This window comes from Stutzerimonas sp. 21-1, assembly GCF_056336065.1.
Window position 1 is genome coordinate 3,088,052 of the sequence record NZ_CM150500.1, and the last position, 24,971, is coordinate 3,113,022.

The following is a 24,971-nucleotide window of genomic DNA, read 5'->3' on the forward strand; positions in this document are numbered from 1 at the left end:
TAACGACAAAGGGCCCCGCAGGGCCCTTTGTTCGATCTGACCGTTGCTACTCGCCGACGGGCTCCAGCGCGATCTTCGGCGCCCAGCCGAACCACTCCTCCTGCGGCTCCTTGAACAGCGCGAAGGTCTGCCCGGGAAGCGCGCGATTGCCCATCTGCTCGCCCTCCGGCGTGGCGAAGGCGACGCCGCCCTCGATCAGCGACTCCAGCGAATCGGTGCGCAGGCTGGCGCCCTTGAACAGACTGAAATCCACGCCGAAGCCGCTGGTTTCCCAGAAGCGGCTGCCGCTGTGCACCAGGGGCGCGTAGCGCGGCTCGATTACCACGCGGATCAAAACGCGGTCGGCATTCGGCCCCAGTTCGTAACCCGCAACCTCACCGACTTTCACCTCGCGATAGGTCACTGCATTGCCCGGCTTGAGCGAGCCCAGCCGTGCCGCGCTGAGGATCAGGCTCAACCCTTCGCCGGCCTTCTGCGGCTCTCGCTCCTGGCCGGTGAAGCGCGTTTGCGCGGCTGCGCCCGGTTTGCCCGGCGCCACTTCGAGGTAGGGACCGCTGACCAGCGTGTCCAGGTTCGCCGTACGCAGGATGCCGAGCTCCGGTCGCACCACCCAGAACTGCGTGCCGGCGCGGGCGATACGCGACTCTGCCGCGGTGATTCGTGCACGCAGCACGACGCCCTGTAGGTCGTCGCTGAGCGAGACGCTGTCCACCTCGCCCACCGCCAGCCCTTTGTAGCGAATCGGCGTGCCGGCGCTCAGACCGTCGCCCCGCGCGAGGCTGATCTCGATCGTGGTCCCGCGTTGGATCGCGCTGTCCCGGTCCTTGTGCAGCACGAAGCGTGGCACCTTCTTCGTCCCCGCAGCTTGCGGATTGGGCGTTTCGAAGGCGATACCGCCGGCGAGCAGGCTTTGCAGCGACTCACTGCGCACCTCGATACCGGACAGCCCGCCGCTCAGCGAGATGCCGCTGGCGTTCCAGAACCGGCTCGAGCTGTTCACCAGTTCGGCGTACGGCTGCTCGATGTGCACGCCAATGACGACCTTCTGCTGGTCACGGGAAAATTGATAGCTCTGTACGGAGCCCACCCGAACCTGGCGGTACAGCACGGGGCTGCCGACATCCAGTGAGCCGAGAGTGTCGCTGGTGAGTACCAAGTGCTGACCTGGGGCACGGACGTCCAGCGGTGGCGCTTTGGCGCGGGCGGCAAACTCTCGTTTGGGCGCGGCGCTCTTTTCACCAGGCCGCACCGCGATGAAATTGCCTTTCACCAGCGCCTCGAGGCCGGTGATTCCGCCCAGCGAGATGGACGGTTTGACCACCCAGAAATCGGTGCCCTCGACCAGGTAATCCTCGAACAGCGGATCGATTGACAACTCGGCCTGGGCGCCCTTGAGATCAGCGTCGATATCCAGCTTCTTCAACAGACCGACTTGCATTCCGTTGTACATGACCGGGGTGCGGCCGGCCTGGAGCCCGTCGAAATCCAGCAGCGATACCACGGCCTTGATACCCGCCTGGGCGGCGTCGAAGTCTTCGTAGAGACGGAACGGAATGCTCGGATCGGTCGCCGGGCTGTCCTTGCGATGTGCGGGCGTGGCGAAGGCGATACCGCCGGCGACGATGCTGGCCAGGGACTCGGTACGGAACTTCACACCGGTCAGGCCGGCATCCACCGTGACACCGCTGGCGTTCCAGAAACGCGTGTGCTTGCGCACCAGATGCGCGTACTCCGGCTGGATGTAAAGCTGCACCTCCACGGTACTGTCATCCTCGGCGAGCACGTAGTTCTTCACCTGGCCGACCTGAATCTGCCGGTAGAAGACCGGGCTGCCGCGGTTGAGCGAGCCGAGACGCTCTGCCTTGAGGATCAAATGCAGGCCGATGCGGCTGTCGGACATCGGCGGTTCTTCAGCCAGCGCGACGAAACGCTTGGTCGGCTCGCCATCGGCAGGGCTCATACCGATGTAGTTGCCCGACACCAGCGTCTCCAGGCCGGTGATCCCGGCCAGTGTGACGCTGGGCTTGACCAGCCAGAAGCGCGTGCCGCTGCGCAGATAGCCATCGACGTCCTGATTCATCTCGATGTCGGCGACAACGACCTGCCGCCGCTCGTCGTCCTCGAGGCGCAGGTCGCGCACTACGCCGATGGTCATACCTTTATAGAGGACCGAGGTCTTGCCAATCTCAATTCCTTCTGCGCTGTCGAACACGACTTCAATATGCACGCCGCGCTCGCTGTAGGCCTGCCAGGCCAGCCAGGCACCGATCGCCAGCGCGATCAGCGGCAATATCCAGATCGCCGACCAGTTCGAGGCTGGGCGGGTTTTCGCTTGTGGCAGATCAGTCATGCTTGTTTCCGGATTCGGTGTTATCCCAGATCAGACGGGGGTCGAAGGTGATGGCGGCAAGCATCGTCAGGACCACGACACTCGCGAATGCCACCGCCCCCGTACCGGCTTCCACACTGGCCAGGCTGCCAAAGTTGACAATGGCAACCAGGATCGCGATGACGAAGATATCCAGCATCGACCAGCGTCCGATCCACTCGATGAAACGGAACACCAGCAGGCGCTGGCGCGGCGACATGGCATGATGTCGTTGTACAGAGATCAGCAACATGGCGATCCCGATCAACTTGAAGGTCGGCACCAAGATACTGGCAACGAATACTACCGCGGCGATTGGGTACATGCCGTGCCGTGCCAACGTCACCACGCCGGACATGATGGTGTCCGGCGTGCCGTTGCCGAGCGTGCGGACCGTCATGATCGGTAGCAAGTTGGCCGGCAGGTAGAGCAATGCCGCGCTGAGCAACAGTGCCCAGGTGCGAACAATGCTGTTCGGCCGCCGCATGTGCACGCGCGCTCCACAGCGTGTGCAGTGTTGCCGCACGTACTCTGGCTGATGGCGATTGAGCTGATGGCACTCATGACAGACCATCAACCCAGCATCAGCGGCGCGCATCGACAGGCTCCGCCAACGCTTCCCAGACCTGCTGCGGCGACATCACCAGCTCCAGCCATACTTGGACGACCAACAGCCCAGCAAAACACGCCAGGCCGATTCCAAGGCTGAGCTCAGCCATCTCCCTCAGTTTGATGATCGAAACCAGAATGCCGAGCAGATAAACCTCCAGCATCCCCCACTCGCGCAAATGATGATAGGTCCGGTAAAGCAGCATCCCTAACGACTTTGCGCGGCGAGTGGCGATACAGAGCAACACGACGAACTGACACAGCAACTTCAGCAACGGAACAACCATGCTGCACAGAAGAACAACAAAGGCGATTCCTTGCATATCACTACGGTAGAGGCTGAGCACACCGGTCCACACCGTGTCATCAGTGACTCTCCCCAGCAGGTTCAACTGCATGATTGGCAGGAAATTAGCCGGGAAATAAAGCAGCAAAGCGGCCGACACTAACGCCAGCCCCGGCCCGACGAAGCGATGACGCAGCCGGAGCAGCTCATAGCCACAACGCGCGCACTCCGCAACCTGCCCGTGCGCAAGCGTGGGCCGAGCCATCAATAAATCGCATTCAGGACAAGCTACCAACTGTTCAAGCGGACGCTGGGCAAGCTCTGGTGCCGCGGCTGGTTCGGACATGCACGCTATCCAGATAAAGAAGTCATTCTAATCCAATGCTATCGGTCGGCTAGCCAACGAGGCGCCGCCGCCCCGCTTCACATAGCGAAGTCCTGCCTGCCATTTCAACATCCCTGAGCTGCTCGCAAACGGCTCACCCGTGCAGTGCTGACAGCTGCCCTGTACGTTGATTCGGTGGCTGATCGCCCCATCAGTCTGCCCGGCCTCGCGCTCGGTCACTCGACATTTCTTGCGCGCAAAGACAAACCCCCGATCCGCATAAGCAGATCGGGGGTTTGGGATAGAAGCTTGACGATGACCTACTCTCACATGGGGAGACCCCACACTACCATCGGCGATGCGTCGTTTCACTACTGAGTTCGGGATGGGATCAGGTGGTTCCAACGCTCTATGATCGTCAAGCAATTCGGTTGCTGCTTCGGTTTTAGCCGCTGCAGCGAATTGGGTATGTGATCTTGGTAACGCGAATTCTTGCAAATTTTCGGTTTGTTTGTCGACTTACCGTCTAACAGCCAAATTGTTTGGGTGTTATATGGTCAAGCCTCACGGGCAATTAGTACTGGTTAGCTCAACGCCTCACAACGCTTACACACCCAGCCTATCAACGTCGTAGTCTTCGACGGCCCTTCAGGGAGCTCAAGGCTCCAGTGAGATCTCATCTTGAGGCGAGTTTCCCGCTTAGATGCTTTCAGCGGTTATCTCTTCCGAACATAGCTACCCGGCAATGCCACTGGCGTGACAACCGGAACACCAGAGGTTCGTCCACTCCGGTCCTCTCGTACTAGGAGCAGCCCCTCTCAAATCTCAAACGTCCACGGCAGATAGGGACCGAACTGTCTCACGACGTTCTAAACCCAGCTCGCGTACCACTTTAAATGGCGAACAGCCATACCCTTGGGACCGGCTTCAGCCCCAGGATGTGATGAGCCGACATCGAGGTGCCAAACACCGCCGTCGATATGAACTCTTGGGCGGTATCAGCCTGTTATCCCCGGAGTACCTTTTATCCGTTGAGCGATGGCCCTTCCATACAGAACCACCGGATCACTAAGACCTACTTTCGTACCTGCTCGACGTGTCTGTCTCGCAGTCAAGCGCGCTTTTGCCTTTATACTCTACGACCGATTTCCGACCGGTCTGAGCGCACCTTCGTACTCCTCCGTTACTCTTTAGGAGGAGACCGCCCCAGTCAAACTACCCACCATACACTGTCCTCGATCCGGATAACGGACCAGAGTTAGAACCTCAAAGTTGCCAGGGTGGTATTTCAAGGTTGGCTCCACGCGAACTGGCGTCCACGCTTCAAAGCCTCCCACCTATCCTACACAAGCAAATTCAAAGTCCAGTGCAAAGCTATAGTAAAGGTTCACGGGGTCTTTCCGTCTAGCCGCGGATACACTGCATCTTCACAGCGATTTCAATTTCACTGAGTCTCGGGTGGAGACAGCGCCGCCATCGTTACGCCATTCGTGCAGGTCGGAACTTACCCGACAAGGAATTTCGCTACCTTAGGACCGTTATAGTTACGGCCGCCGTTTACCGGGGCTTCGATCAAGAGCTTCGCTTGCGCTAACCCCATCAATTAACCTTCCGGCACCGGGCAGGCGTCACACCCTATACGTCCACTTTCGTGTTTGCAGAGTGCTGTGTTTTTAATAAACAGTCGCAGCGGCCTGGTATCTTCGACCGGCATGGGCTTACTGAGTAAATCATTCACCCTCACCGGCGCACCTTCTCCCGAAGTTACGGTGCCATTTTGCCTAGTTCCTTCACCCGAGTTCTCTCAAGCGCCTTGGTATTCTCTACCCAACCACCTGTGTCGGTTTGGGGTACGGTTCCTAGTTACCTGAAGCTTAGAGGCTTTTCCTGGAAGCATGGCATCAACCACTTCGCTTTCTAAAAGAAAGCTCGTCATCAGCTCTCGGCATTAAGACCCCGGATTTACCTAAGATCTCTGCCTACCACCTTAAACAAGGACAACCAACGCCTTGCTGGCCTAGCCTTCTCCGTCCCCCCATCGCAGTAACTAGAAGTACGGGAATATTAACCCGTTTCCCATCGACTACGCTCTTCAGCCTCGCCTTAGGGACCGACTCACCCTGCGTCGATTAACGTTGCGCAGGAACCCTTGGTCTTTCGGCGTGCGAGTTTTTCACTCGCATTGTCGTTACTCATGTCAGCATTCGCACTTCTGATACCTCCAGCAAGCTTCTCAACTCACCTTCACAGGCTTACAGAACGCTCCTCTACCGCTCAACTTACGTTGAACCCGTAGCTTCGGTGCATGGTTTGAGCCCCGTTACATCTTCCGCGCAGGCCGACTCGACTAGTGAGCTATTACGCTTTCTTTAAAGGATGGCTGCTTCTAAGCCAACCTCCTAGCTGTCTAAGCCTTCCCACATCGTTTCCCACTTAACCATGACTTTGGGACCTTAGCTGACGGTCTGGGTTGTTTCCCTTTTCACGACGGACGTTAGCACCCGCCGTGTGTCTCCCGTGCTGACACTTGCCGGTATTCGGAGTTTGCATCGGTTTGGTAAGTCGGGATGACCCCCTAGCCGAAACAGTGCTCTACCCCCAGCAGTGATACACGAGGCGCTACCTAAATAGCTTTCGAGGAGAACCAGCTATCTCCGAGCTTGATTAGCCTTTCACTCCGATCCACAGGTCATCCGCTAACTTTTCAACGGTAGTCGGTTCGGTCCTCCAGTCAGTGTTACCTAACCTTCAACCTGCCCATGGATAGATCGCCCGGTTTCGGGTCTATACCCAGCGACTAAACGCCCTATTAAGACTCGCTTTCGCTACGCCTCCCCTATTCGGTTAAGCTCGCCACTGAATATAAGTCGCTGACCCATTATACAAAAGGTACGCAGTCACCTAACAAAGTAGGCTCCCACTGCTTGTACGCATACGGTTTCAGGTTCTATTTCACTCCCCTCTCCGGGGTTCTTTTCGCCTTTCCCTCACGGTACTGGTTCACTATCGGTCAGTCAGTAGTATTTAGCCTTGGAGGATGGTCCCCCCATATTCAGACAAAGTTTCTCGTGCTCCGTCCTACTCGATTTCATTGAAAAGAGATTTTCGCGTACAGGGCTATCACCCACTATGGCCGCACTTTCCAGAGCGTTCCGCTAATCTCAAATCAACTTAAGGGCTAATCCCCGTTCGCTCGCCACTACTAAGGGAATCTCGGTTGATTTCTTTTCCTCAGGGTACTTAGATGTTTCAGTTCCCCTGGTTCGCCTCTTACACCTATGTATTCAGTGCAAGATACTGAGCTTGTGCTCAGTGGGTTTCCCCATTCAGATATCTCCGGATCACAGTCTGTTTGCCGACTCCCCGAAGCTTTTCGCAGGCTACCACGTCTTTCATCGCCTCTGACTGCCAAGGCATCCACCGTATGCGCTTCTTCACTTGACCATATAACCCCAAGCAATCTGGTTACTGTCTATAACGTGAAGACGACATTCGCCGAAAATTCGCGCTTGAATTCGCAAATTTTACCTTGAGCTATCCGATCATCAGTGAAAATGATCGAACAGTCACTTCTATCACATACCCAAATTTTTAAAGAACGATTCTGGTAAAGACCAGAAATCAACATTTCACAGCAAACCTGCAAATGTTCATTTCTGAACTCTAACGAGTGGTGGTGGAGCCAAGGAGGATCGAACTCCTGACCTCCTGCGTGCAAAGCAGGCGCTCTCCCAGCTGAGCTATGGCCCCAATGTCTTGAAGCCTACGCCCCATAACATTGGTGGGTCTGGGCAGATTCGAACTGCCGACCTCACCCTTATCAGGGGTGCGCTCTAACCAACTGAGCTACAGACCCAATCGTCTTCGCAATGAATCAAGCAATTCGTGTGGGAGCTTATGAAGAAGCTGATGTCTTCGATTAAGGAGGTGATCCAGCCGCAGGTTCCCCTACGGCTACCTTGTTACGACTTCACCCCAGTCATGAATCACTCCGTGGTAACCGTCCCCCCGAAGGTTAGACTAGCTACTTCTGGAGCAACCCACTCCCATGGTGTGACGGGCGGTGTGTACAAGGCCCGGGAACGTATTCACCGTGACATTCTGATTCACGATTACTAGCGATTCCGACTTCACGCAGTCGAGTTGCAGACTGCGATCCGGACTACGATCGGTTTTATGGGATTAGCTCCACCTCGCGGCTTGGCAACCCTTTGTACCGACCATTGTAGCACGTGTGTAGCCCAGGCCGTAAGGGCCATGATGACTTGACGTCATCCCCACCTTCCTCCGGTTTGTCACCGGCAGTCTCCTTAGAGTGCCCACCATAACGTGCTGGTAACTAAGGACAAGGGTTGCGCTCGTTACGGGACTTAACCCAACATCTCACGACACGAGCTGACGACAGCCATGCAGCACCTGTGTCTGAGTTCCCGAAGGCACCCCGCCATCTCTGGCAGGTTCTCAGCATGTCAAGGCCTGGTAAGGTTCTTCGCGTTGCTTCGAATTAAACCACATGCTCCACCGCTTGTGCGGGCCCCCGTCAATTCATTTGAGTTTTAACCTTGCGGCCGTACTCCCCAGGCGGTCGACTTAATGCGTTAGCTGCGCCACTAAGATCTCAAGGATCCCAACGGCTAGTCGACATCGTTTACGGCGTGGACTACCAGGGTATCTAATCCTGTTTGCTCCCCACGCTTTCGCACCTCAGTGTCAGTATTAGCCCAGGTGGTCGCCTTCGCCACTGGTGTTCCTTCCTATATCTACGCATTTCACCGCTACACAGGAAATTCCACCACCCTCTGCCATACTCTAGCTCGCCAGTTTTGGATGCAGTTCCCAGGTTGAGCCCGGGGCTTTCACATCCAACTTAACGAACCACCTACGCGCGCTTTACGCCCAGTAATTCCGATTAACGCTTGCACCCTTCGTATTACCGCGGCTGCTGGCACGAAGTTAGCCGGTGCTTATTCTGTCGGTAACGTCAAAACAGCAAGGTATTAGCTTACTGCCCTTCCTCCCAACTTAAAGTGCTTTACAATCCGAAGACCTTCTTCACACACGCGGCATGGCTGGATCAGGCTTTCGCCCATTGTCCAATATTCCCCACTGCTGCCTCCCGTAGGAGTCTGGACCGTGTCTCAGTTCCAGTGTGACTGATCATCCTCTCAGACCAGTTACGGATCGTCGCCTTGGTGAGCCTTTACCTCGCCAACTAGCTAATCCGACCTAGGCTCATCTGATAGCGTGAGGTCCGAAGATCCCCCACTTTCTCCCGTAGGACGTATGCGGTATTAGCGTTCCTTTCGAAACGTTGTCCCCCACTACCAGGCAGATTCCTAGGCATTACTCACCCGTCCGCCGCTGAATCATGGAGCAAGCTCCACTCATCCGCTCGACTTGCATGTGTTAGGCCTGCCGCCAGCGTTCAATCTGAGCCATGATCAAACTCTTCAGTTCAATACTGCTTGGGTTTTGAGAAAACCCTAAACTTGGCTCAGCAATCGCAAATCTCTTTACAAGTAAAGAGTAACTCTCGAATTAACGAGTGTTGCTTTGTGATGCTGATAATCTTGCGACTATTCAGTCTTACATTCACAAGCACCCACACGAATTGCTTGATTCAGTTGTTAAAGAGCGTTTCGATCAAGCCTTTCGTCTCAACCGAGGCCGCGCATTCTACAGCAGCCTTTCTCACTGTCAAGCTGTTTTTTTCGAAAATCTCTTTTCTACTCAACCGCTTGCCGCTTCGATCAATCTTCATCTCTCGTCAGCGGGAGGCGAATCATACAGCGTTCAAAACCGCTGTCAACCACCTCTTTCAACCGCCTCCGATCAACCCGACCGAAGCCACCAACAGGACTCAACCACCACCCTGTCAGCCCGGCGCATTCTACTCGAATCCGCCACCAGCGCAACCCTCAATCTCAAAGCAACTTGTTGATTTACAAGAACTTTTAGCAGAGGACCGCGCCAGAAGTGGTGCGCATTATAGGGGCCTGAAAATGGGCGTCAACCGTTAATTTGCATATTACACAAATGAGCGCCGCCAGAGACTGCGGCGCTGCTCGATAGCAATCAATCCTCGATGCGCTTGCGACGCCGCATCTGCATCAAATGCTGAATGGGACCGGAGGCGGCATAGCCAAGAAAAATAAGCAGCAGAACTCGCGGCGGATCGCTGAAGACCACGGCAAAGACCAACACCACGATCAGGATCGCTACGAACGGCACGCGCCCCTTTAGATCAAGGTCCTTGAAGCTGTAGTACTTGATATTGCTGACCATTAGCAGACCGGCGGCGGCAACCATCAGTGCGAACAGCATGACCAGCACAAGCGGTAGGTCCACACCTCGAATGCCTTGATCGTCCAACGCCCAGACGGCCCATACCCAACCTGCAACCACCCCGGCCGCCGCAGGACTTGCCAAGCCGATGAACCAGCGCTTATCGACCTTGCCAATCTGGGTATTGAATCGCGCCAACCTCAAGGCCGCGCAAGCTACATAAATGAAGGCAACCGTGAGTCCGACGTTACCCAGCTCGGACAATGCCCATTCGTACGCCAAAACCGCTGGTGCCAGACCGAAAGCCACCATATCCGAGAGAGAGTCGTACTCAGCGCCGAACGCGCTTTGCGTGTTGGTCAAACGCGCCACGCGCCCATCTAGGCTGTCGAGCACCATCGCCACGAACACGGTCGCCGCAGCCACGTAAAAATTGCCGTTGATGGCCGTGATGATGGAAAAGAATCCGGCAAACAGGTTGGCCGTGGTGAACAGATTAGGCAGCAGGTAAATTCCACGATGACGGACCTTTCGACCATCGGGGCCTTGAGTTTCCTCGACGTGCTCGTCAATCGGCAGAATGCTTTCCGCCTCAACCGCCTTGTTCGGCTCTTCAGGTTGCTCATTCATGCACTATCACCTTCACAACAGGTACGGATAAATTCGACCAAGCCTGAAGACATGCGGTTCAGGTCCGGCCAAACACTCGTTTTATACCAGATGACTGGACGCCAAAACGAAAAAACGCGGCCGAGGCCGCGTTTCTCCAGCAGAACGGAAATCAGTTCTTGCTCTTGTCGACAATCTTGTTAGCGGCGATCCAAGGCATCATCGCACGCAGCTTCTCGCCGACGACTTCGATGCCGTGTGCAGCATTGTTGCGACGATAGGCCGTCATCGACGGGTAGTTGGTGGCACCTTCGGTGATGAACATCTTGGCGTATTCACCATTCTGGATGCGCTTGAGAGCATTGCGCATAGCAGCACGGGATTCGGCGTTGATGACTTCCGGACCGGTGACGTATTCGCCGTACTCGGCGTTGTTGGAGATCGAGTAGTTCATGTTGGCGATGCCGCCTTCGAACATCAGGTCGACGATCAGCTTCAGCTCGTGCAGGCACTCGAAGTAGGCCATTTCCGGCGCGTAACCCGCTTCAACGAGGGTTTCAAAACCGGCCTTGACCAGCTCGACGCAACCGCCACAAAGCACGGCCTGCTCACCGAACAGGTCGGTTTCGGTCTCGTCCTTGAAGGTGGTTTCGATGATGCCGGTACGACCGCCGCCCACGCCGCAGGCGTAGGACAGCGCGACGTTGCGCGCATTGCCGGAAGCATCCTGATAGATGGCAATCAGGTCGGGGATGCCGCCGCCACGCACGAACTCGGAGCGCACTGTGTGGCCCGGCGCTTTCGGCGCGATCATGATTACGTCCAGGTCGGCGCGCGGCACCACCTGATTGTAGTGGATCGAGAAGCCGTGCGCGAAGGCCAGGGTTGCGCCCTTCTTCAGGTTCGGCTCGATCTCGTCTTTGTACAGACGACCCTGGAACTCGTCAGGAGTCAGGATCATCACCAGGTCGGCGGCTGCGACAGCTGCCGGCACATCACTGACCTTGAGGCCATGAGCCTCGGCCTTGGCGATCGACGACGAGCCCGGACGCAAGCCGACGGTGACGTCAACGCCGGAGTCCTTCAGGTTGCACGCATGCGCGTGGCCCTGGGAGCCGTAACCGATGATGGCGACTTTCTTGCCCTGGATGATCGAAAGATCGCAATCTTTATCGTATGAAACCTTCATGAAACTACCCCTGTTGCCGGCCTCGTGGGCCATTCGATAAAACGTTGCCAACTGGCTCAGCGAGCGTGACCAGTCAGATACTCAGTACCTTGTCGCCCCGGGAGATCCCGGTGACGCCACTGCGTACAACCTCAAGAATCGCTGCGGTTCCGATGGCCTGGATGAAGCTGTCCAGCTTGTCGCTGGTTCCGGCCAACTGGATGGTATAGACGCTGGTAGTCACATCGACGATCTGCCCACGGAAGATGTCGGTAGTGCGCTTGACCTCGGCGCGCTGGGCGCCGGTGGCCTTGACCTTGATGAGCATCAGCTCGCGCTCGATATGGGCGCTTTCGGACAGGTCGACCAGCTTGACGACTTCCACCAGCTTGTTGAGGTTCTTGGTGATCTGCTCGATCACCTCCTCGTGGCCGATAGTGGTCAGGGTCAGGCGCGACAGCGTCGGATCCTCGGTCGGCGCCACGGTCAGGCTCTCGATGTTGTAGTTGCGCTGCGAGAACAGCCCGACCACGCGAGACAGTGCGCCCGGTTCGTTTTCCATCAAAAGGGAAATGATGTGTCTCATGATCAGGTCCGCTCCGTCTTGCTCAGCCACATATCGCGCATCGCGCCGTCTTTGATCTGCATCGGGTAGACGTGTTCGCTGGTGTCAACGGCGATATCGAGGAATACCAGGCGATCCTTCATGGCGAAGGCCTCTTCCATTTTCGGCTTGAGGTCCTTCAGGTCGGTGATGCGCATGCCAACGTGCCCGTAGGCTTCAGCCAGCTTGACGAAGTCCGGCAGCGACTCCATGTAGGAGTGCGAGTAACGGCTGTTGTAGACCATGTCCTGCCACTGGCGGACCATGCCCAGCGCACCGTTGTTGAGGTTGATGATCTTCACCGGCAGGTCGTACTGCAGGCAGGTCGACAGCTCCTGGATATTCATCTGGATACTGCCCTCGCCGGTCACACAGGCGACATCGGCGTCAGGGAAGTTCAGCTTCACGCCCATGGCTGCCGGCAGACCGAAGCCCATAGTGCCGAGGCCGCCCGAGTTGAGCCAGCGGTTGGGCTTATCGAACTTGTAATACTGGCAGGCGAACATCTGGTGCTGACCGACGTCCGAGGCAACATAGGCCTCGCCCTTGGTCACTTCGCAGAGCACCTCGATGGCGGTCTGCGGCTTGATGATCGAACCATCGCCCTTGTCATAAGGGAACAGCCCGCGGTTGCCGCGCCACTCGTCGATCTGCTTCCACCAGCTGGCGACCGTCTCGGCATTCGGCGCCTGGCCGATTTCCTTGACGATGGCGACCATCTCAGTCAGCACACTATCGACCGGACCGACGATCGGGATGTCGGCCTTGATGGTCTTGGAAATGGACGCCGGATCGATATCGATATGGATGATCTTGGCGTTCGGGCAGAACTTCGCCGCACCATTGATCACGCGGTCATCGAAGCGCGCACCCACCGCCAGGATCACGTCGGAATGGTGCATGGCCAGGTTGGCGGTGTAGCTGCCGTGCATACCCAGCATGCCGACGAACTGGCGATCGCTGCCCGGATAGCAACCCAGGCCCATCAGGGTGTTGGTCACCGGCAGGTTGAGCATCTTCGCCAGCTCGGTCAGCTGCGCCGAAGCACCACCCAGGACCACGCCGCCACCGGCGTAGATGATGGGCCGCTTGGCTCCCAGCAGTAGCTCCGCCGCTTTGCGAATCTGCCCCGAATGCCCACGCACGGCCGGGCTGTACGAACGCAGCTTGGCCTTCTTCGGGTAGACATATTCGAATTTTTCGGCCGGGTTGGTCATATCCTTCGGGATATCGATGACCACCGGCCCAGGACGCCCGGACTCGGCAAGATAGAACGCCTTCTTCATCACCTCGGGGATTTCCGAAGGATGCTTGATCATGAAGCTGTGCTTCACGATCGGACGAGAGATGCCGATCATGTCGGTTTCCTGGAAGGCATCGGTGCCGACCATGGTGCTGGGCACCTGACCGGAGATGACCACCATCGGGATCGAGTCCATGAAGGCGGTGGCGATACCGGTGATGGCATTGGTCGCCCCAGGACCGGAGGTCACCAGCACCACGCCGGCCTTGCCGGTCGCACGCGCATAGCCATCGGCCATATGGGTGGCAGCCTGCTCGTGACGAACCAGGATGTGCTCGATGGACTTTTCCTTGAAAAGCGCATCGTAGATATGCAGAACGGCACCGCCCGGGTACCCGTAGATGTACTTAACGCCTTCGTCACGCAGGAAGCGGACGACCATTTCAGCGCCGGATAAGAGTTCCACGTTGTTCACCTCTGAAACGCCAGATAGCGACTCCAAAGAGCGGAGCCACCTGAAATAGGTTTACTGCCGGCAGGGCATGAGCGACGGTGGTCGCCGACTACGTCAGCCACTGACTGAGCCAGTATTGGAAGAAACCCTGTTGTCGCGGGCTCTCCACCCAGCGCGAGGTAACGCGTTGCGGGTGATGCAGGTCGGCGCGGGTAGCACCTCATGTCTGTCTAGGCTGAGCCGGTATCACTTGCGGCGAAGCGGCTCAGGACAGCAAGTCTCGGATTGTTCGGATTCGGCGCTGGCAAGTCAAGCCTGCCGTTGCGTTGAGGTGCATTCAGGCTGTGATCTGGTGCAGCAGCGGCACTCGGGCTTTTGGGTATAGTGCCGCTGGTTCCGCTCACACGAAGGAAAACACATGCGATCGATGGTTATTGTCGGCAGCCTCCTGCTCGCCCTGAGTAGCAGCACAATGGCCGCGCAGGTATACAAATGGGTCGACGCACAGGGCATCACCCACTTCAGTGCGCAACCGCCGCAAGGTCAGGCCGCCCAGACTCTGAATACGGTTACCCCGCCACCGAAGCCCGTTGCCGCCGAATCAGACGCCAGTGAAAACAGCGAGTCGCTGGTAGATCAGGAGAAAATCGATCACAAGGTCAAGCAACAGGTTGCCAAACAGGAAGCCGAGCGCAAGCGCTATTGCGAGACACTGCAGACCAACCTGGCGCAACTGCAAAACAATCCGCGCGTACGCGTCGAGGAAAACGGCGAAGTGCGCCGTTTGAAAGAAGAGGAACGCCAATCGCGCATTGCCGAAACCAAGCAAAAGATCGAGGAGAACTGCAAGCAGTAACCCCTCCTCGCCGCTAGTCCGCCGCGCAGCGCCGACTCGCGGCGTTATTCTCTGACGATCAGACGGTCGAATTCGAGCAGAGCAGCGAGCAAGGCCCCGACGGGGCGCTCCCGATAGACCACCTCAGCCATCGAATGGATGCCGGACACCGCCGGCAGAGGCTGATTGTCTTCCAGAATCGCCTTCATCCGCGGTAGGAAAATCCACTGCAGCCATTCTTCGAACTCCAGCGTGTCGACACAGAATGGCTCAGCACTGGCCAGCGCCACGGGTGACGGCGGCGCTGATGCCCACAACCCAAGCACACGCAATTCCCGCTCGATCAGCAGCAGCTGCTGCGCCACGTCCGACAGCCGCGCGTCCATCACAGGCTGACCTTGGCGCGCTCGCGTGCCTGGGCCGCACCCGCAGCATCACCCTGGCGTTCCCGTGCCTGAGCGATCAGCTCCCACAGACTGGCTTGCAGTGCAGGTCGTCCGCTGGCGTAGCTCAGACCTCGACGGGAAAGCTGCTCGGCCTGTACCGCATCGCCCTGTGCCAGTCGCACCTGTGCCAGGCGGTAGAGCACCTGCGGCTCACGCGGAGCGATTCGTTGCGCGCGCTCCAGGCTGGATGCGGCGCCGTTGAGATCGCCACTGCCCTGCAGCTGCTGTGCGGTGGTCAACAGCGCCAGCACCGGGCCGTCTAGCTGTTCGTCGGCCGAAAGGCCGCGCGATGAGGGAATGCCGCTCGGCTGCGGCGCGGGCGCGGGTGCCGTCATGGCGGGCGCGGACGGCGGCGCCGCATTCCACGCGCCCTGAGACATCGGCGCCGGATCAATCGAGCCGACGATGCCACCGTCCGGTGCCGCGTACGTCTGCAGCGGCGCCGAACTACCCTGCGGGACCATTACCGTCACGCCGGAATCCTCCGGCAGCGCCCGGGGCGCAGCCGCCATGCCCGGGGCCCGGTAGGCCTGGCGCGCAGCCATTTCTTCGGAAACCGGCGCCCCCGCATCGACCACCGGAATCGCGCGCCGGTCAACCGTGGCGCATCCGGGAAGCAGGGCCGCGGCGGCCAGTACGATCATCCATTGCCTGTTCAATCTGCAAACCTCTTAAAAGACGCGAATAGCCAAATCCGGCGAATCACTGCAGCCAGCCTCGTACCCAGTCCATGACCGATTCGGCCGGCGCCTGGAGCCCGCAGCCGGGCCCGGCTGCCGGCTCACTGCCGCGAATATAGGGCATTTGCACCGCGCCCGGGCAGCGCTGGTCGGTCGCCTGGCCGCTACCGGAATCGACCCAAACCTGCACGACATTGTCCGGCAGCGGCATGTTCAGCGGCAGCGGGTCGGCGCGGCGCATGAAATCGGTCCAGACCTGCAGCGCCCCGGTGGCGCCGGTCAGCGAGGTCTTGCCGTTGTCGTCGCGACCAAGCCAGACCACCGCCAGCAGATCCTGACTGAAGCCGGCAAACCAGCTGTCTCGCGAATCGTTGGTGGTTCCGGTCTTGCCGGCCAGATTCAGCGAGCGCGGCAGGCGGTTGTAGGCCGAGCGTCCGGTGCCCTCGTGCATCGCCCGCTGCATTGCGTACTGCGTGAGGTAGATGGCACCGGCATCGAAACGCTGCTCGATCTGGAACGGGTAGCGCTTGAGCGGCTCGCCGGTAGCGGTCAGCACGCTGCGAATGCCACGCAACGGTGTGTTGAAACCACCGTTGGCGAGGGTCTGGTACATGTCCGCGACTTCGATCGGTCGCAAGCCACCAGCGCCCAGCAGCATCGACGGGTAGGCCGGCCAGTCCGGTGAGGCACCCAGGCGCGCCAGCGTCTTGAGCACGGTCGGCACACCGAGATCGAGCCCCAGGCGTGCCGTCGACAGGTTGTAGGAGTTCGCCAGCGCTTGGTACAGGTACACCGTGCCATAGGCTTGGCGACCATAGTTCTGCGGTTTCCAGACCTTGCCGTCGCCGCCCTCGACCGAAAACGGTTCGTCCTCCAGCAGGCTGGTCAGGGTGTACTGGCTGGGCCGCTCCAGCGCGGCGAGATAGATCGCCGGCTTGATCAGCGAGCCGATTGGCCGCACCGCATCCAGCGCCCGGTTGAAGCCCGCATAACCCGGCTGCCGGCTGCCGAGCATAGCCTGGATCTCACCGGTTTCCGGGTTGGTCACCAGCATCGCGCCCTCGACGGCTTCCGCGCCCTTACCGAGGCGCTTGAGCGTATCGCTCATCGCCGACTCGGCCTTGAGCTGCAGAATCGGATCGAAGCTGGTGAAGACACGCAGCCCCTCCTCGGTGAGGTCTTCTTCGCGGTAGTCCTCGCGCAGCTGGCGTTTGACCAGATCGAGGAACGCCGGATAGGAGCTGTCCGCCATGCTGCCACGCTGCGTAACACCGAGCGGCAACTGCTTGGCCGCCGCGGCCTCCTCGGCGGTCACCACCTGCTGCTCGGCCAGCATGTCGAGAATCAGGTTGCGCCGCTCCAGGGCGCGTTCCGGGTTGCGCCGCGGGTTGTAATAGGTCGGCCCCTTGACCATACCCACCAGCAGCGCCACCTGATGCAACTTGAGCTCGGCCAGCGGCCGGCCGAAGAAATACTGGCTGGCCAGGCCGAAGCCGTGGATCGCGCGCCGACCGTCCTGCCCGAGGAACACCTCATTGAGGTAGGCCTCGAGGATCTCCTGTTTGTCGTAATGCAGCTCCAGCAGCACCGCCATCATCGCCTCGGTGGCCTTGCGGCTGAGGCTGCGCTCGTTGGTCAGGTAGAAGTTCTTGACCAGCTGCTGGGTCAGCGTACTGCCGCCCTGGCGCACCTGACCGGCCGTCAGGTTGACCCAGACAGCGCGGGCGATCGACTTGGGCGACACGCCGAAATGGTCGAAGAATTCGCGGTCCTCGACCGCCACCAGCGTCTCCACCAGATACGGCGGTACCTGATCAAGCTTGATCAGGATGCGATCCTCGTTATGCGCCGGATACAGCCCACCGATCAGCAGCGGCTCGAGCCGCGCGACCGCCAGCGGGCCGCCGTTGGCACGATTGAGCCCCGCGACGAAGTCACCGGAAAAGCGCACGCGCACCCGCTGCGACTCCTCCGCGCCCTCGTAGAACTGGAAGCCGCGGGTATGCAGCTCGACGTTGTTGCCGGCGACCGAAGCACTGCCCGGACCGCTGACCGCCTTCTCGCGGCGATAGCCCAGCGCGTCGAGTTCGGTGAGGAAATCGTCCTTGGCCAGCTTCTGCCCGACGAACAGTTCGAGCGGGCGAGCGTAGACCTTGGCCGGGATGGTCCAGCGCTTGCCGGAGAATTTCTCCTGCACCACGGCATCTAGGTAAATGGCGAACCCGGCGAGGATCACCAGGCCGACGATAGAGAGTTTCAGCACCCACCCCAACCAGGGGCGAGCACTACCGGCACGGCGTTTCGAGCGGCTACGGGAAGAGCGGGATCTAGTCATGGCGGCGCATTATACGCAGCTTTGTCGTGACGGTCAGACGCCCTCTCGGCGGTTTGCAGCCTGGGCCTCAGTCGCCATAATGCCGGGGTTTTCGACCGCGTGACGGGCTTCTCAGCGAAGCGCCACGCCGCCTCCAACAACTTCAACAAGGAAAGACCGTGAGCCAAGCACTGATCGCCGCCCTGCAGAATCCGGCCCTCTATCCGCATCCGGTCGACGACTTGCGGGTCATCGAAACACACATCTCCTGGGTCATTCTCACCGGCCAGTTCGCCTACAAGATCAAGAAGCCGGTGGACTTCGGCTTTCTCGACTTCACCGCGCTGGCGGCACGCAAGCACTTCTGCGAAGAAGAATTGCGCCTGAACCAGCGCATGGCCGCCGGCCTGTACCTGGAGGTACTGCCGATCACCGGTAGCGAGCAGGCGCCGCAGCTGGATGGCGCGGGCGCGCCTATCGAATATGCGCTGAAGATGCGCGAGTTCCCGCAATCTCAACTGCTGGCGGAACTCCAGGCACGCGGCGAACTGACCGACGCCCACATCGATGCGCTGGCGCGGCAGATCGCCTCCTTCCACCTGCAAACCCCACAGGTAGCCGCTGACCATCCGCTCAACACGCCCGAGGCGATCGTCGCGCCGATGCGGCAGAACTTCGAGCAGATCCGTCCGCTGCTGAACGAAGACACCGATCTGCGTCAGCTCGACGCCCTGCAGGAATGGACCGAAACCAGCGCCAGCCGCCTGCGGCCGCTGCTGCAGCGGCGCTGCAAGGAAGGCTTCGTCCGCGAATGTCACGGCGATCTGCACCTGGGCAACGCCACGCTGATCGACGGCGAGGTCGTGCTGTTCGACTGCATCGAATTCAACGAGCCGTTCCGCCTGATCGACATCGCTTCGGATGCCGCCTTCCTCGCGATGGACCTCGAAGACCGCGGCCTGAAATGCCAGGCACGACGCTTCCTCAATGGCTGGCTGGAGCACACTGGCGACTACGCCGCGCTCGAGCTGCTCAACCTGTACAAGGCCTATCGTGCCCTGGTGCGCGCCAAGGTCAGCCTGTTCCGCCTGTATCAGGAGCAGGATGCAGTGGAGCGCAAGGTGATCCTGCGCCAGTACCGCAGCTACGCCAACCTGGCGGAGAGCTACAGCGCCATCCCGTCGCGCTTTCTGGCGATCACCCACGGCGTGTCGGCCGTCGGCAAGAGCCACGTGGCGCTGCGTCTGGTCGAAGCCCTGGGCACCGTGCGCTTGCGCTCGGATGTCGAGCGCAAGCGGCTGCACGGAGTGCAGACGGCCGACCAGCAAGGCCAGCTCAACGCCGGCATCTACAGCCAGGATGCCAGCGACGCGACCTACCAGCGACTGCACCAGCTTGCCGAGCACGCCTTGCTCGCTGGCTTTCCGGTCGTCATCGATGCGACCTATCTCAAGCAGGCGCAGCGCGAAGCGGCCTGGCAGATTGCCGAAGCTACCGGCGTACCCTTCCTGATCCTCGACTGTCATGCGCCGGATGCGGTGCTGGAGCAGTGGCTGGCGCAGCGCCAGGCGGAGGGTAGTGACCCTTCGGATGCCACGCAGGAGGTGATCCGCGCGCAGCAGGCCAGTCGCGATCCACTCAGCGAACAGGAACAAGCGCGCAGCCGGCGCATCGACACCCACGATGCCGGCAGTCTCGACAGTCTGGTCGAAGCCATTCGCCAGCATCTGCCGGGCGTCTGAGCCGGGGGCGCTGCGAGCAGATCGTGGCGCCCCTTCTATACTCACACGCACCCCCGCACGGAAATCGAACATGTCCGACTGCTCCACGCCCACCCTGCCCACACCACAGGTCGCACGTGACAGCGTCGAACTGTTCTCGGCACGCGCCAGCGGCTATGCGCAGTTTCGCCCGCACTACCCGGCCGGCCTGTTCACCTGGCTGGCCGGCCAATGCCGGCGAACCGACATAGCGCTGGACATCGCCGCCGGCAACGGCCAGGCCAGCCTGCCGCTGCAGCGGCACTTCCACCGGGTGCTCGCCTGTGACGCCAGCGCGGCGCAATTGAATGCCGGCGCGCACTGGGAATCGGTCGGGCGTTTCGTCGCCGATGCCGAACAGTTGCCGCTCAAGGACAACCAGCTGGATCTGATCGTGGTGGCCCAGGCGCTGCACTGGTTCGCCTCGCCAGCCTTCTTCGCGCAGGCGCGCCGGGCGCTGAAACCGGGCGGACTGTTCTGCGCCTGGTGCTACAGCCTGCTGGAGATTGATCCAGCACTGGACGACATCATCAACCGCCTGCACGGCAAGACGCTCGCCGGATACTGGCCGGCTGGCCGCGCAAGCGTCGACGCCGGCTATCGGGACATTCATCTACCTTTCGCGCGACTCGCCGTTCCAGCCTTCGCACTCGAGGCGACCTGGAGCTTCGAACAGCTGATTGGCTACCTGCGTACCTGGTCGGCCGTGACGAAGTGGCAGCAAACGCATGGCAGCGACCCGGTTGCCGCCGTACAGGCTTCGCTGCGCGAGGCGTGGGGCGATGTGCAAGCATCACGGCGCATTCGCTGGCCACTCCATTTTCTTGCAGGTTATCCCACCCAGTAGCTACGCAAGGAAGCTGCCATGCACGATGAACTGCTCACCCTGCGCAACCTCGGCAAGACTTCCTCACAGTGGCTGCACGCCTCGGGCATTCATACCGCTGCCGACCTGCGCCGACTCGGCGCGGTAGGCTCCTACCGGGCGGTCAAAGCCCGCGGTTTCGGCGCCTCACGCGTGCTCCTGTATGCCATCGAAGGTGCCCTGCGCGATCTCCCCTGGCAGGAGCTGCCGGCGTCGCTGAAGGACGAACTGAACCGGCTTCTCGACGAAAGTCACAATAAGAGCTAGCTCACAACCTCCACCGGCCAGGATTTACTCCCCCAAAGGCCGTGCCTATTGTGCGCGAATCGCGTCAGCCATCGATTTCGCCTGTTCGTTCAAGGATTACCGACATGTATCTACTCGGAGAGCAACCGGCCTATGCCGATCGGCTGATCAGCCATCTGCAGGGCATTCCGGGCCAGCTGCTCGACGGGCTGGCACCCTGCGGCGCGCCCATCGAGTACGGGCACACCGACGACCTCGGCAGCGAACTGGCCGCCGAACGGCTGTACCTGGTCGACAGCGGCCTGCTGCATGCACGAATCGACGACAAACCACTGTTCTATCTGCAGGAAGGTGATCTGCTCGGCCTGCATCAGGGCAGCGAACTGCCGCCCTGCCGGTACTGCAGCGACGAGCCTGTCCGCCTGGTTCCCTACACCCGCAGCGACGTGCTCGCGCACATCCAGGCCGACGCGCACCGCCAAGAACTGCTCATCCAGTACCTCAGCGGGCACACCGCGCTGCTCGGCGATGCCCTGGCACGTCTGCGTCAGCCGGACGTCCGGCCGGCCACCGGGTTCCGTCATTTCGCCGCCGGCGATGAACTGATCCATCAGGGCGATGAGGCCGACAACGTGTTCATCATTGTTGACGGCCGTGCGGAGGCGCTCGTCGATGGGCAGAAGGTCGGCGATGTGCAGAAGGACGAGATTTTCGGGGCGATGGCCGTCTTCACGCGCGAGAAGCGCAACGCCACTGTGGTCGCCAGCGAACCCTGCACCGTCATGGTGATTCCCAAGGAGCAATTCCTCAGCCTCACACAAAACAATCCCCGCATCGCCCACAGCCTCATCGAAAGCATGGCGCGACGCATCGATCTGCTGAACAAGGAAGTCACTCAGTTACGCCTGGCCGTTCCCGCATGAGGTGTTGAAAATTCTTTTATTCCAAGCGTTGACTTGCTAATGAGAATTGTTACTATTATCTCAACTGGTCGCGAGATCAGCCGGTAACTGAAGGCCCAGGCAGTCGGACTTTCAGGTTATCTCCTCATCAGGCTAATCACGGTTTTTAGACCCGACTCTGTCGGGTCTTTTTTTGTCCGGCAAAAATGCCCCAGCTGCTCAGCGCTTGCGCATCTCTTCGCAGTAATCCCTGGCCGGCTGCGCCGGCGTGTACCAGACGAAATCCGCCTGCTGCGCCGCAACGCGCTCCCCGACCTCAGCGAGTATCAGTACCTGAGCGTTGCCCGCGGCGCCCAGATCAAGCAGGTGCAAGGGCGCACCGAGATCGCGACGCGCGTGAAAGCCCCCGGCGATCAACAGCGTCGGCTTCGGCGCCGCCAACAGGCGTGCGGCCATGCGCCGGTCGCGCTGCTGCTGCACCGCCAGCATGGCCGGCACCTGGCTGTCCGGCAGCATGCCGCAGTGAGACTCGACGATCTGCGCGCGCAACGCGTCAGCAACTTCGGCGCGCGTGGACTCGCCATCGGGCAGGCGCGGCACCTCACGGTAGATCTGGCCGATCTCGGCGCGCGCCAGGTTCGCCGGCATCAGCGGGAAAGGCTGCGCCAGCGCATGGCTGACCAGCGGACCATAGAGCTGCCACGGCCACCCCGGCGACCAGGCCAAGCTGGCCGGCAGATCCTCCACCGGCTCGCCGCGACGCAGCTGCGTTTGCGCCCGAGCCACCGCGGGCTGCTGCTCCGGCGTCAGCATCTCCAGTAGCAGGCTGCCCTGACTGCGCTGTTCGGCCAGCGCCTGCAGCAGCCAGAGCTGCAGCGCATGATGATCGGGATTGTCGTGACGCTCGCCGACGAGCACGTAATCCGCCTTCGCCAGCCGCCGGACTAGCTGCGCGGCGCTCAGCCGCTCGCCACTGCGCAGATCGACGATCGCCCCAAGGTCTACGTGATCGCGCCCCCCCGAACTCTGCCATTCGGGCAGCGGCGGCAGCGTCTGGCAAGCCGACAACAACAGCAGCAACGGCAAGAAGAAAATACGCAAGACGAGCTCCTCAACGGGCAATGATGAGTGGATGATCGCGCTCGGGGTGACGCTGCACCAGCACCTCCAGGTCGAACACGCTGCGCAGCAGGTCGGCCCGCAGAACCTCATGCGGCGTGCCGCTCGCGCGGTTGCAGCCTTCGGCAAGCAGCAGCAGGCGATCGCAATAGCGCGCGGCCAGGTTCAGATCATGCAGGATCACCAGCACGGCCGCGCCGCGGCCCGCAACCTCCCGCAACACCTGCAGGACCCTGTGCTGGTGCGCCGGATCGAGCATGGAGGTCGGCTCGTCGAGCAATAGCACCTGCCCCTCGCCTCCCGGCCAGAGCTGCGCCAGCACTCGTGCCAGATGCACGCGCTGACGCTCACCGCCGGACAACTCCAGATAGTTGCGCGCGCGCAAATGTGCGGCATCGGCCGCCTCCAGCGCTTCGGTGACAATGCGCGCATCCGCCTCGCGCCCGCTGTCGTGCGGCAAACGCCCAAGCGCCACCACCTCGTCCACCCGGAAGGCGAAGTTCAGCGTCGAGCTCTGTGGCAACACCGCGAGATGACGTGCCCGCTCGCGCGCCGGCCAGTCGACCAAGGCGCGACCATGCAGCGACACCACCCCGGCAGCGGTTGGCAGCTCACCGCTCAGCGCCCCGAGCAGGCTGCTCTTGCCGGCGCCGTTGGGGCCGAGCACCCCGAACAGCTCTCCGGCGTGCAGCTGCAGATCGATACCCTGCACGGCCAGCCGCGCGCCGCGCCGCACCGCAACTCTGGTCGCAGTCAGCATCAGGCACGCCTTCGCAGCAGCAGATAAAGAAAGAACGGTGCGCCGAGCAGCGCCGTGACGATGCCGATCGGCAATTCGGCCGGCTGCAATGCCAGCCGTGCGACGAGATCGGCCAGCAACAGCAGACTCGCGCCGGCCAGGGCCGACGCCGGCAGTACCACACGATGGTCCGGACCGGCCAGCAGCCGCACCAGATGCGGCACCACCAGCCCGATGAAGCCGATCATCCCGGCAGCGGCCACAGCGGCGCCGACGCCCAGCGCGGTACAGAGCACCAGCTCACGCTTGAGCCGCTCGACCTCGAAACCCAGATGCCGCGCCTCGGATTCGCCCAGCAGCAGCGCATTCAGCGCGTTGGCACGGGTTGGCAGCCATAACGCGACGATGCCGGTGACCAGCAGCAGCGGCCACAGCCGGCCGTAGCTTGCGCTGCCGAGGCTGCCGAGGTTCCAGAAGGTCAGCATGCGCAGCGTGGCATCGTCGGCCAGGTAGGTGAACAGCCCGATCATCGCGCCAGCCAGCGCGGTCAGCGCGATGCCGGCAAGCAGCATGGTCGAGACCTCCGCCTGGCCGCTGCGGTGCGCCAGCCGATAGACCAGCGCGGTAACGCCCAGTCCTCCGCCGAACGCGCACAAGGACAACAGGTACGGCTCGAGCGCCACCGGCAGTCCGCCGAGCAACGCGCCGCCGACAATTGCGAACGCCGCCCCCAGCGCCGCCCCGCTGGACACGCCGATCAATCCCGGATCGGCCAGCGGATTGCGAAACAGCCCCTGCATGGCCACTCCGGAAAGCGCCAGCACGGCGCCCACCGCCAGCCCCAGCAAGGCGCGTGGCAGCCGGAGCTGGCCGACGATCAACGCAGCCTGAGCGAGTTGCGGATCGTCCGGTACCAGGCCGAGCAGACCGGGAATCACACGCAGCGTGTCGCCCAGCGGCAGCGATACCGGTCCTAGTGCCAGCGACAGCCACAGCACCAGCGGCAGCAACAGACCGAGCGACAGGAACAGCGTGCGTGCGCGAAGGACAGGCCCCATCCGGTTGGTCCGCCAGAGAATGAACGGGCAAGCATATAGAGAGCGCTGCCGCCGCC

18 protein-coding genes, 2 tRNA genes and 3 rRNA genes are annotated in these 24,971 nt (G+C 60.7%); 5 read left to right on the forward strand and 18 right to left on the reverse strand.

The features are described from left to right. Nucleotides 1-46 precede the first annotated feature (46 nt). The 12 genes from AC0ZJQ_RS15005 to AC0ZJQ_RS15060 form a co-directional block, all read right to left on the reverse strand. Nucleotides 47-2,350: a PqiB family protein gene (locus tag AC0ZJQ_RS15005; protein ID WP_008567203.1), complete on the reverse strand. Its 2,304-nt coding sequence runs from the start codon at nucleotides 2,348-2,350 to the stop codon at nucleotides 47-49. Continuing rightward, complete coding sequence (locus AC0ZJQ_RS15010) at nucleotides 2,343-2,966, reverse strand: paraquat-inducible protein A (protein WP_037019468.1); 624 nt, start codon at nucleotides 2,964-2,966, stop codon at nucleotides 2,343-2,345. The genes AC0ZJQ_RS15005 and AC0ZJQ_RS15010 overlap by 8 nt, the downstream gene beginning before the upstream one ends. Then, the gene (locus AC0ZJQ_RS15015) at nucleotides 2,953-3,609 is read right to left on the reverse strand and encodes a paraquat-inducible protein A (RefSeq protein WP_476476871.1); all 657 of its coding nucleotides are present in this window, start codon (nucleotides 3,607-3,609) and stop codon (nucleotides 2,953-2,955) included. Before AC0ZJQ_RS15015 ends, AC0ZJQ_RS15010 begins: the two co-directional genes overlap by 14 nt. 286 nt (nucleotides 3,610-3,895) lie before the next feature. Then, a 5S ribosomal RNA gene (gene rrf / locus AC0ZJQ_RS15020) occupies nucleotides 3,896-4,011 on the reverse strand. Nucleotides 4,012-4,141: 130 nt separating this feature from the next. Further along, a 23S ribosomal RNA gene (locus AC0ZJQ_RS15025) occupies nucleotides 4,142-7,032 on the reverse strand. 230 nt (nucleotides 7,033-7,262) lie between these two features. Beyond that, a tRNA-Ala gene (locus tag AC0ZJQ_RS15030) sits at nucleotides 7,263-7,338 on the reverse strand. 29 nt (nucleotides 7,339-7,367) lie between these two features. After that, a tRNA-Ile gene (locus AC0ZJQ_RS15035) sits at nucleotides 7,368-7,444 on the reverse strand. A gap of 64 nt (nucleotides 7,445-7,508) precedes the next feature. Continuing rightward, nucleotides 7,509-9,045, reverse strand: a 16S ribosomal RNA gene (locus AC0ZJQ_RS15040). The 16S, 23S and 5S rRNA genes sit together here with 2 tRNA genes alongside, the layout of an rRNA operon. Before the next feature lie 618 nt (nucleotides 9,046-9,663). Beyond that, entirely contained in the window at nucleotides 9,664-10,503 is an 840-nt protein-coding gene (pssA, locus tag AC0ZJQ_RS15045) for a CDP-diacylglycerol--serine O-phosphatidyltransferase (protein ID WP_155552941.1), read from the reverse strand. Nucleotides 10,504-10,654: 151 nt separating this feature from the next. Beyond that, entirely contained in the window at nucleotides 10,655-11,671 is a 1,017-nt protein-coding gene (gene ilvC, locus AC0ZJQ_RS15050) for a ketol-acid reductoisomerase (RefSeq protein WP_155552943.1), read from the reverse strand. Nucleotides 11,672-11,744: 73 nt separating this feature from the next. Further along, on the reverse strand, nucleotides 11,745-12,236 hold the full coding sequence (ilvN, locus tag AC0ZJQ_RS15055) for an acetolactate synthase small subunit (RefSeq protein WP_003288852.1): 492 nt from the start codon (nucleotides 12,234-12,236) through the stop codon (nucleotides 11,745-11,747). Between the two features lie 2 nt (nucleotides 12,237-12,238). Then, nucleotides 12,239-13,963, reverse strand: coding sequence for an acetolactate synthase 3 large subunit (locus tag AC0ZJQ_RS15060; RefSeq protein WP_008568881.1), 1,725 nt, complete (start codon nucleotides 13,961-13,963; stop codon nucleotides 12,239-12,241). A 406-nt stretch (nucleotides 13,964-14,369) separates the two neighbouring features. Between AC0ZJQ_RS15060 and AC0ZJQ_RS15065 the strand changes: the two genes are divergently transcribed. Next, on the forward strand, nucleotides 14,370-14,807 hold the full coding sequence (locus AC0ZJQ_RS15065; protein ID WP_213661774.1) for a DUF4124 domain-containing protein: 438 nt from the start codon (nucleotides 14,370-14,372) through the stop codon (nucleotides 14,805-14,807). A gap of 44 nt (nucleotides 14,808-14,851) precedes the next feature. Here the strand turns inward: AC0ZJQ_RS15065 and AC0ZJQ_RS15070 are convergent, their stop codons facing one another. The 3 genes from AC0ZJQ_RS15070 to mrcB are packed head-to-tail and all read right to left on the reverse strand — an operon-like array spanning nucleotide 14,852 to nucleotide 18,247. Then, on the reverse strand, nucleotides 14,852-15,172 hold the full coding sequence (locus tag AC0ZJQ_RS15070; RefSeq protein WP_008568883.1) for a YqcC family protein: 321 nt from the start codon (nucleotides 15,170-15,172) through the stop codon (nucleotides 14,852-14,854). Next, a complete protein-coding gene (locus AC0ZJQ_RS15075; protein ID WP_314017419.1) occupies nucleotides 15,172-15,876 on the reverse strand; it encodes a tetratricopeptide repeat protein in 705 nt (234 codons plus the stop codon). The genes AC0ZJQ_RS15070 and AC0ZJQ_RS15075 overlap by 1 nt, the downstream gene beginning before the upstream one ends. Nucleotides 15,877-15,934: 58 nt before the next feature. Then, the gene (mrcB, locus tag AC0ZJQ_RS15080; RefSeq protein ID WP_314017420.1) at nucleotides 15,935-18,247 is read right to left on the reverse strand and encodes a penicillin-binding protein 1B; all 2,313 of its coding nucleotides are present in this window, start codon (nucleotides 18,245-18,247) and stop codon (nucleotides 15,935-15,937) included. A 158-nt stretch (nucleotides 18,248-18,405) separates the two neighbouring features. Here mrcB and AC0ZJQ_RS15085 point away from each other — a divergent pair, with 158 nt between their 5' ends. The 4 genes from AC0ZJQ_RS15085 (at nucleotide 18,406) to AC0ZJQ_RS15100 (ending at nucleotide 22,020) form a co-directional block, all read left to right on the forward strand. Next, nucleotides 18,406-19,968, forward strand: coding sequence for a bifunctional aminoglycoside phosphotransferase/ATP-binding protein (locus tag AC0ZJQ_RS15085; RefSeq protein ID WP_314017422.1), 1,563 nt, complete (start codon nucleotides 18,406-18,408; stop codon nucleotides 19,966-19,968). 70 nt (nucleotides 19,969-20,038) lie between these two features. Beyond that, nucleotides 20,039-20,833 (forward strand): class I SAM-dependent methyltransferase, encoded by a 795-nt coding sequence (locus AC0ZJQ_RS15090; protein ID WP_167134674.1) that lies wholly within the window; start codon nucleotides 20,039-20,041, stop codon nucleotides 20,831-20,833. Nucleotides 20,834-20,851: 18 nt separating this feature from the next. Further along, nucleotides 20,852-21,118, forward strand: a complete 267-nt coding sequence (locus tag AC0ZJQ_RS15095; protein WP_008568887.1) for a TfoX/Sxy family protein — start codon at nucleotides 20,852-20,854, stop codon at nucleotides 21,116-21,118. 104 nt (nucleotides 21,119-21,222) lie between these two features. Next, nucleotides 21,223-22,020, forward strand: coding sequence for a cyclic nucleotide-binding domain-containing protein (locus AC0ZJQ_RS15100; protein ID WP_167134670.1), 798 nt, complete (start codon nucleotides 21,223-21,225; stop codon nucleotides 22,018-22,020). 198 nt (nucleotides 22,021-22,218) lie between these two features. On the opposite strand, the gene AC0ZJQ_RS15105 is transcribed toward AC0ZJQ_RS15100, so the two are convergent. Genes AC0ZJQ_RS15105 through AC0ZJQ_RS15115 form a run of 3 tightly spaced genes read right to left on the reverse strand, consistent with a single transcriptional unit; the run spans nucleotide 22,219 to nucleotide 24,915 of the window. Next, nucleotides 22,219-23,100, reverse strand: a complete 882-nt coding sequence (locus AC0ZJQ_RS15105; protein ID WP_314017425.1) for a ChaN family lipoprotein — start codon at nucleotides 23,098-23,100, stop codon at nucleotides 22,219-22,221. Nucleotides 23,101-23,110: 10 nt separating this feature from the next. After that, nucleotides 23,111-23,878, reverse strand: coding sequence for a heme ABC transporter ATP-binding protein (locus AC0ZJQ_RS15110; RefSeq protein WP_314017426.1), 768 nt, complete (start codon nucleotides 23,876-23,878; stop codon nucleotides 23,111-23,113). Beyond that, complete coding sequence (locus AC0ZJQ_RS15115) at nucleotides 23,878-24,915, reverse strand: FecCD family ABC transporter permease (protein WP_314017428.1); 1,038 nt, start codon at nucleotides 24,913-24,915, stop codon at nucleotides 23,878-23,880. The genes AC0ZJQ_RS15110 and AC0ZJQ_RS15115 overlap by 1 nt, the downstream gene beginning before the upstream one ends. Nucleotides 24,916-24,971 lie beyond the last annotated feature (56 nt).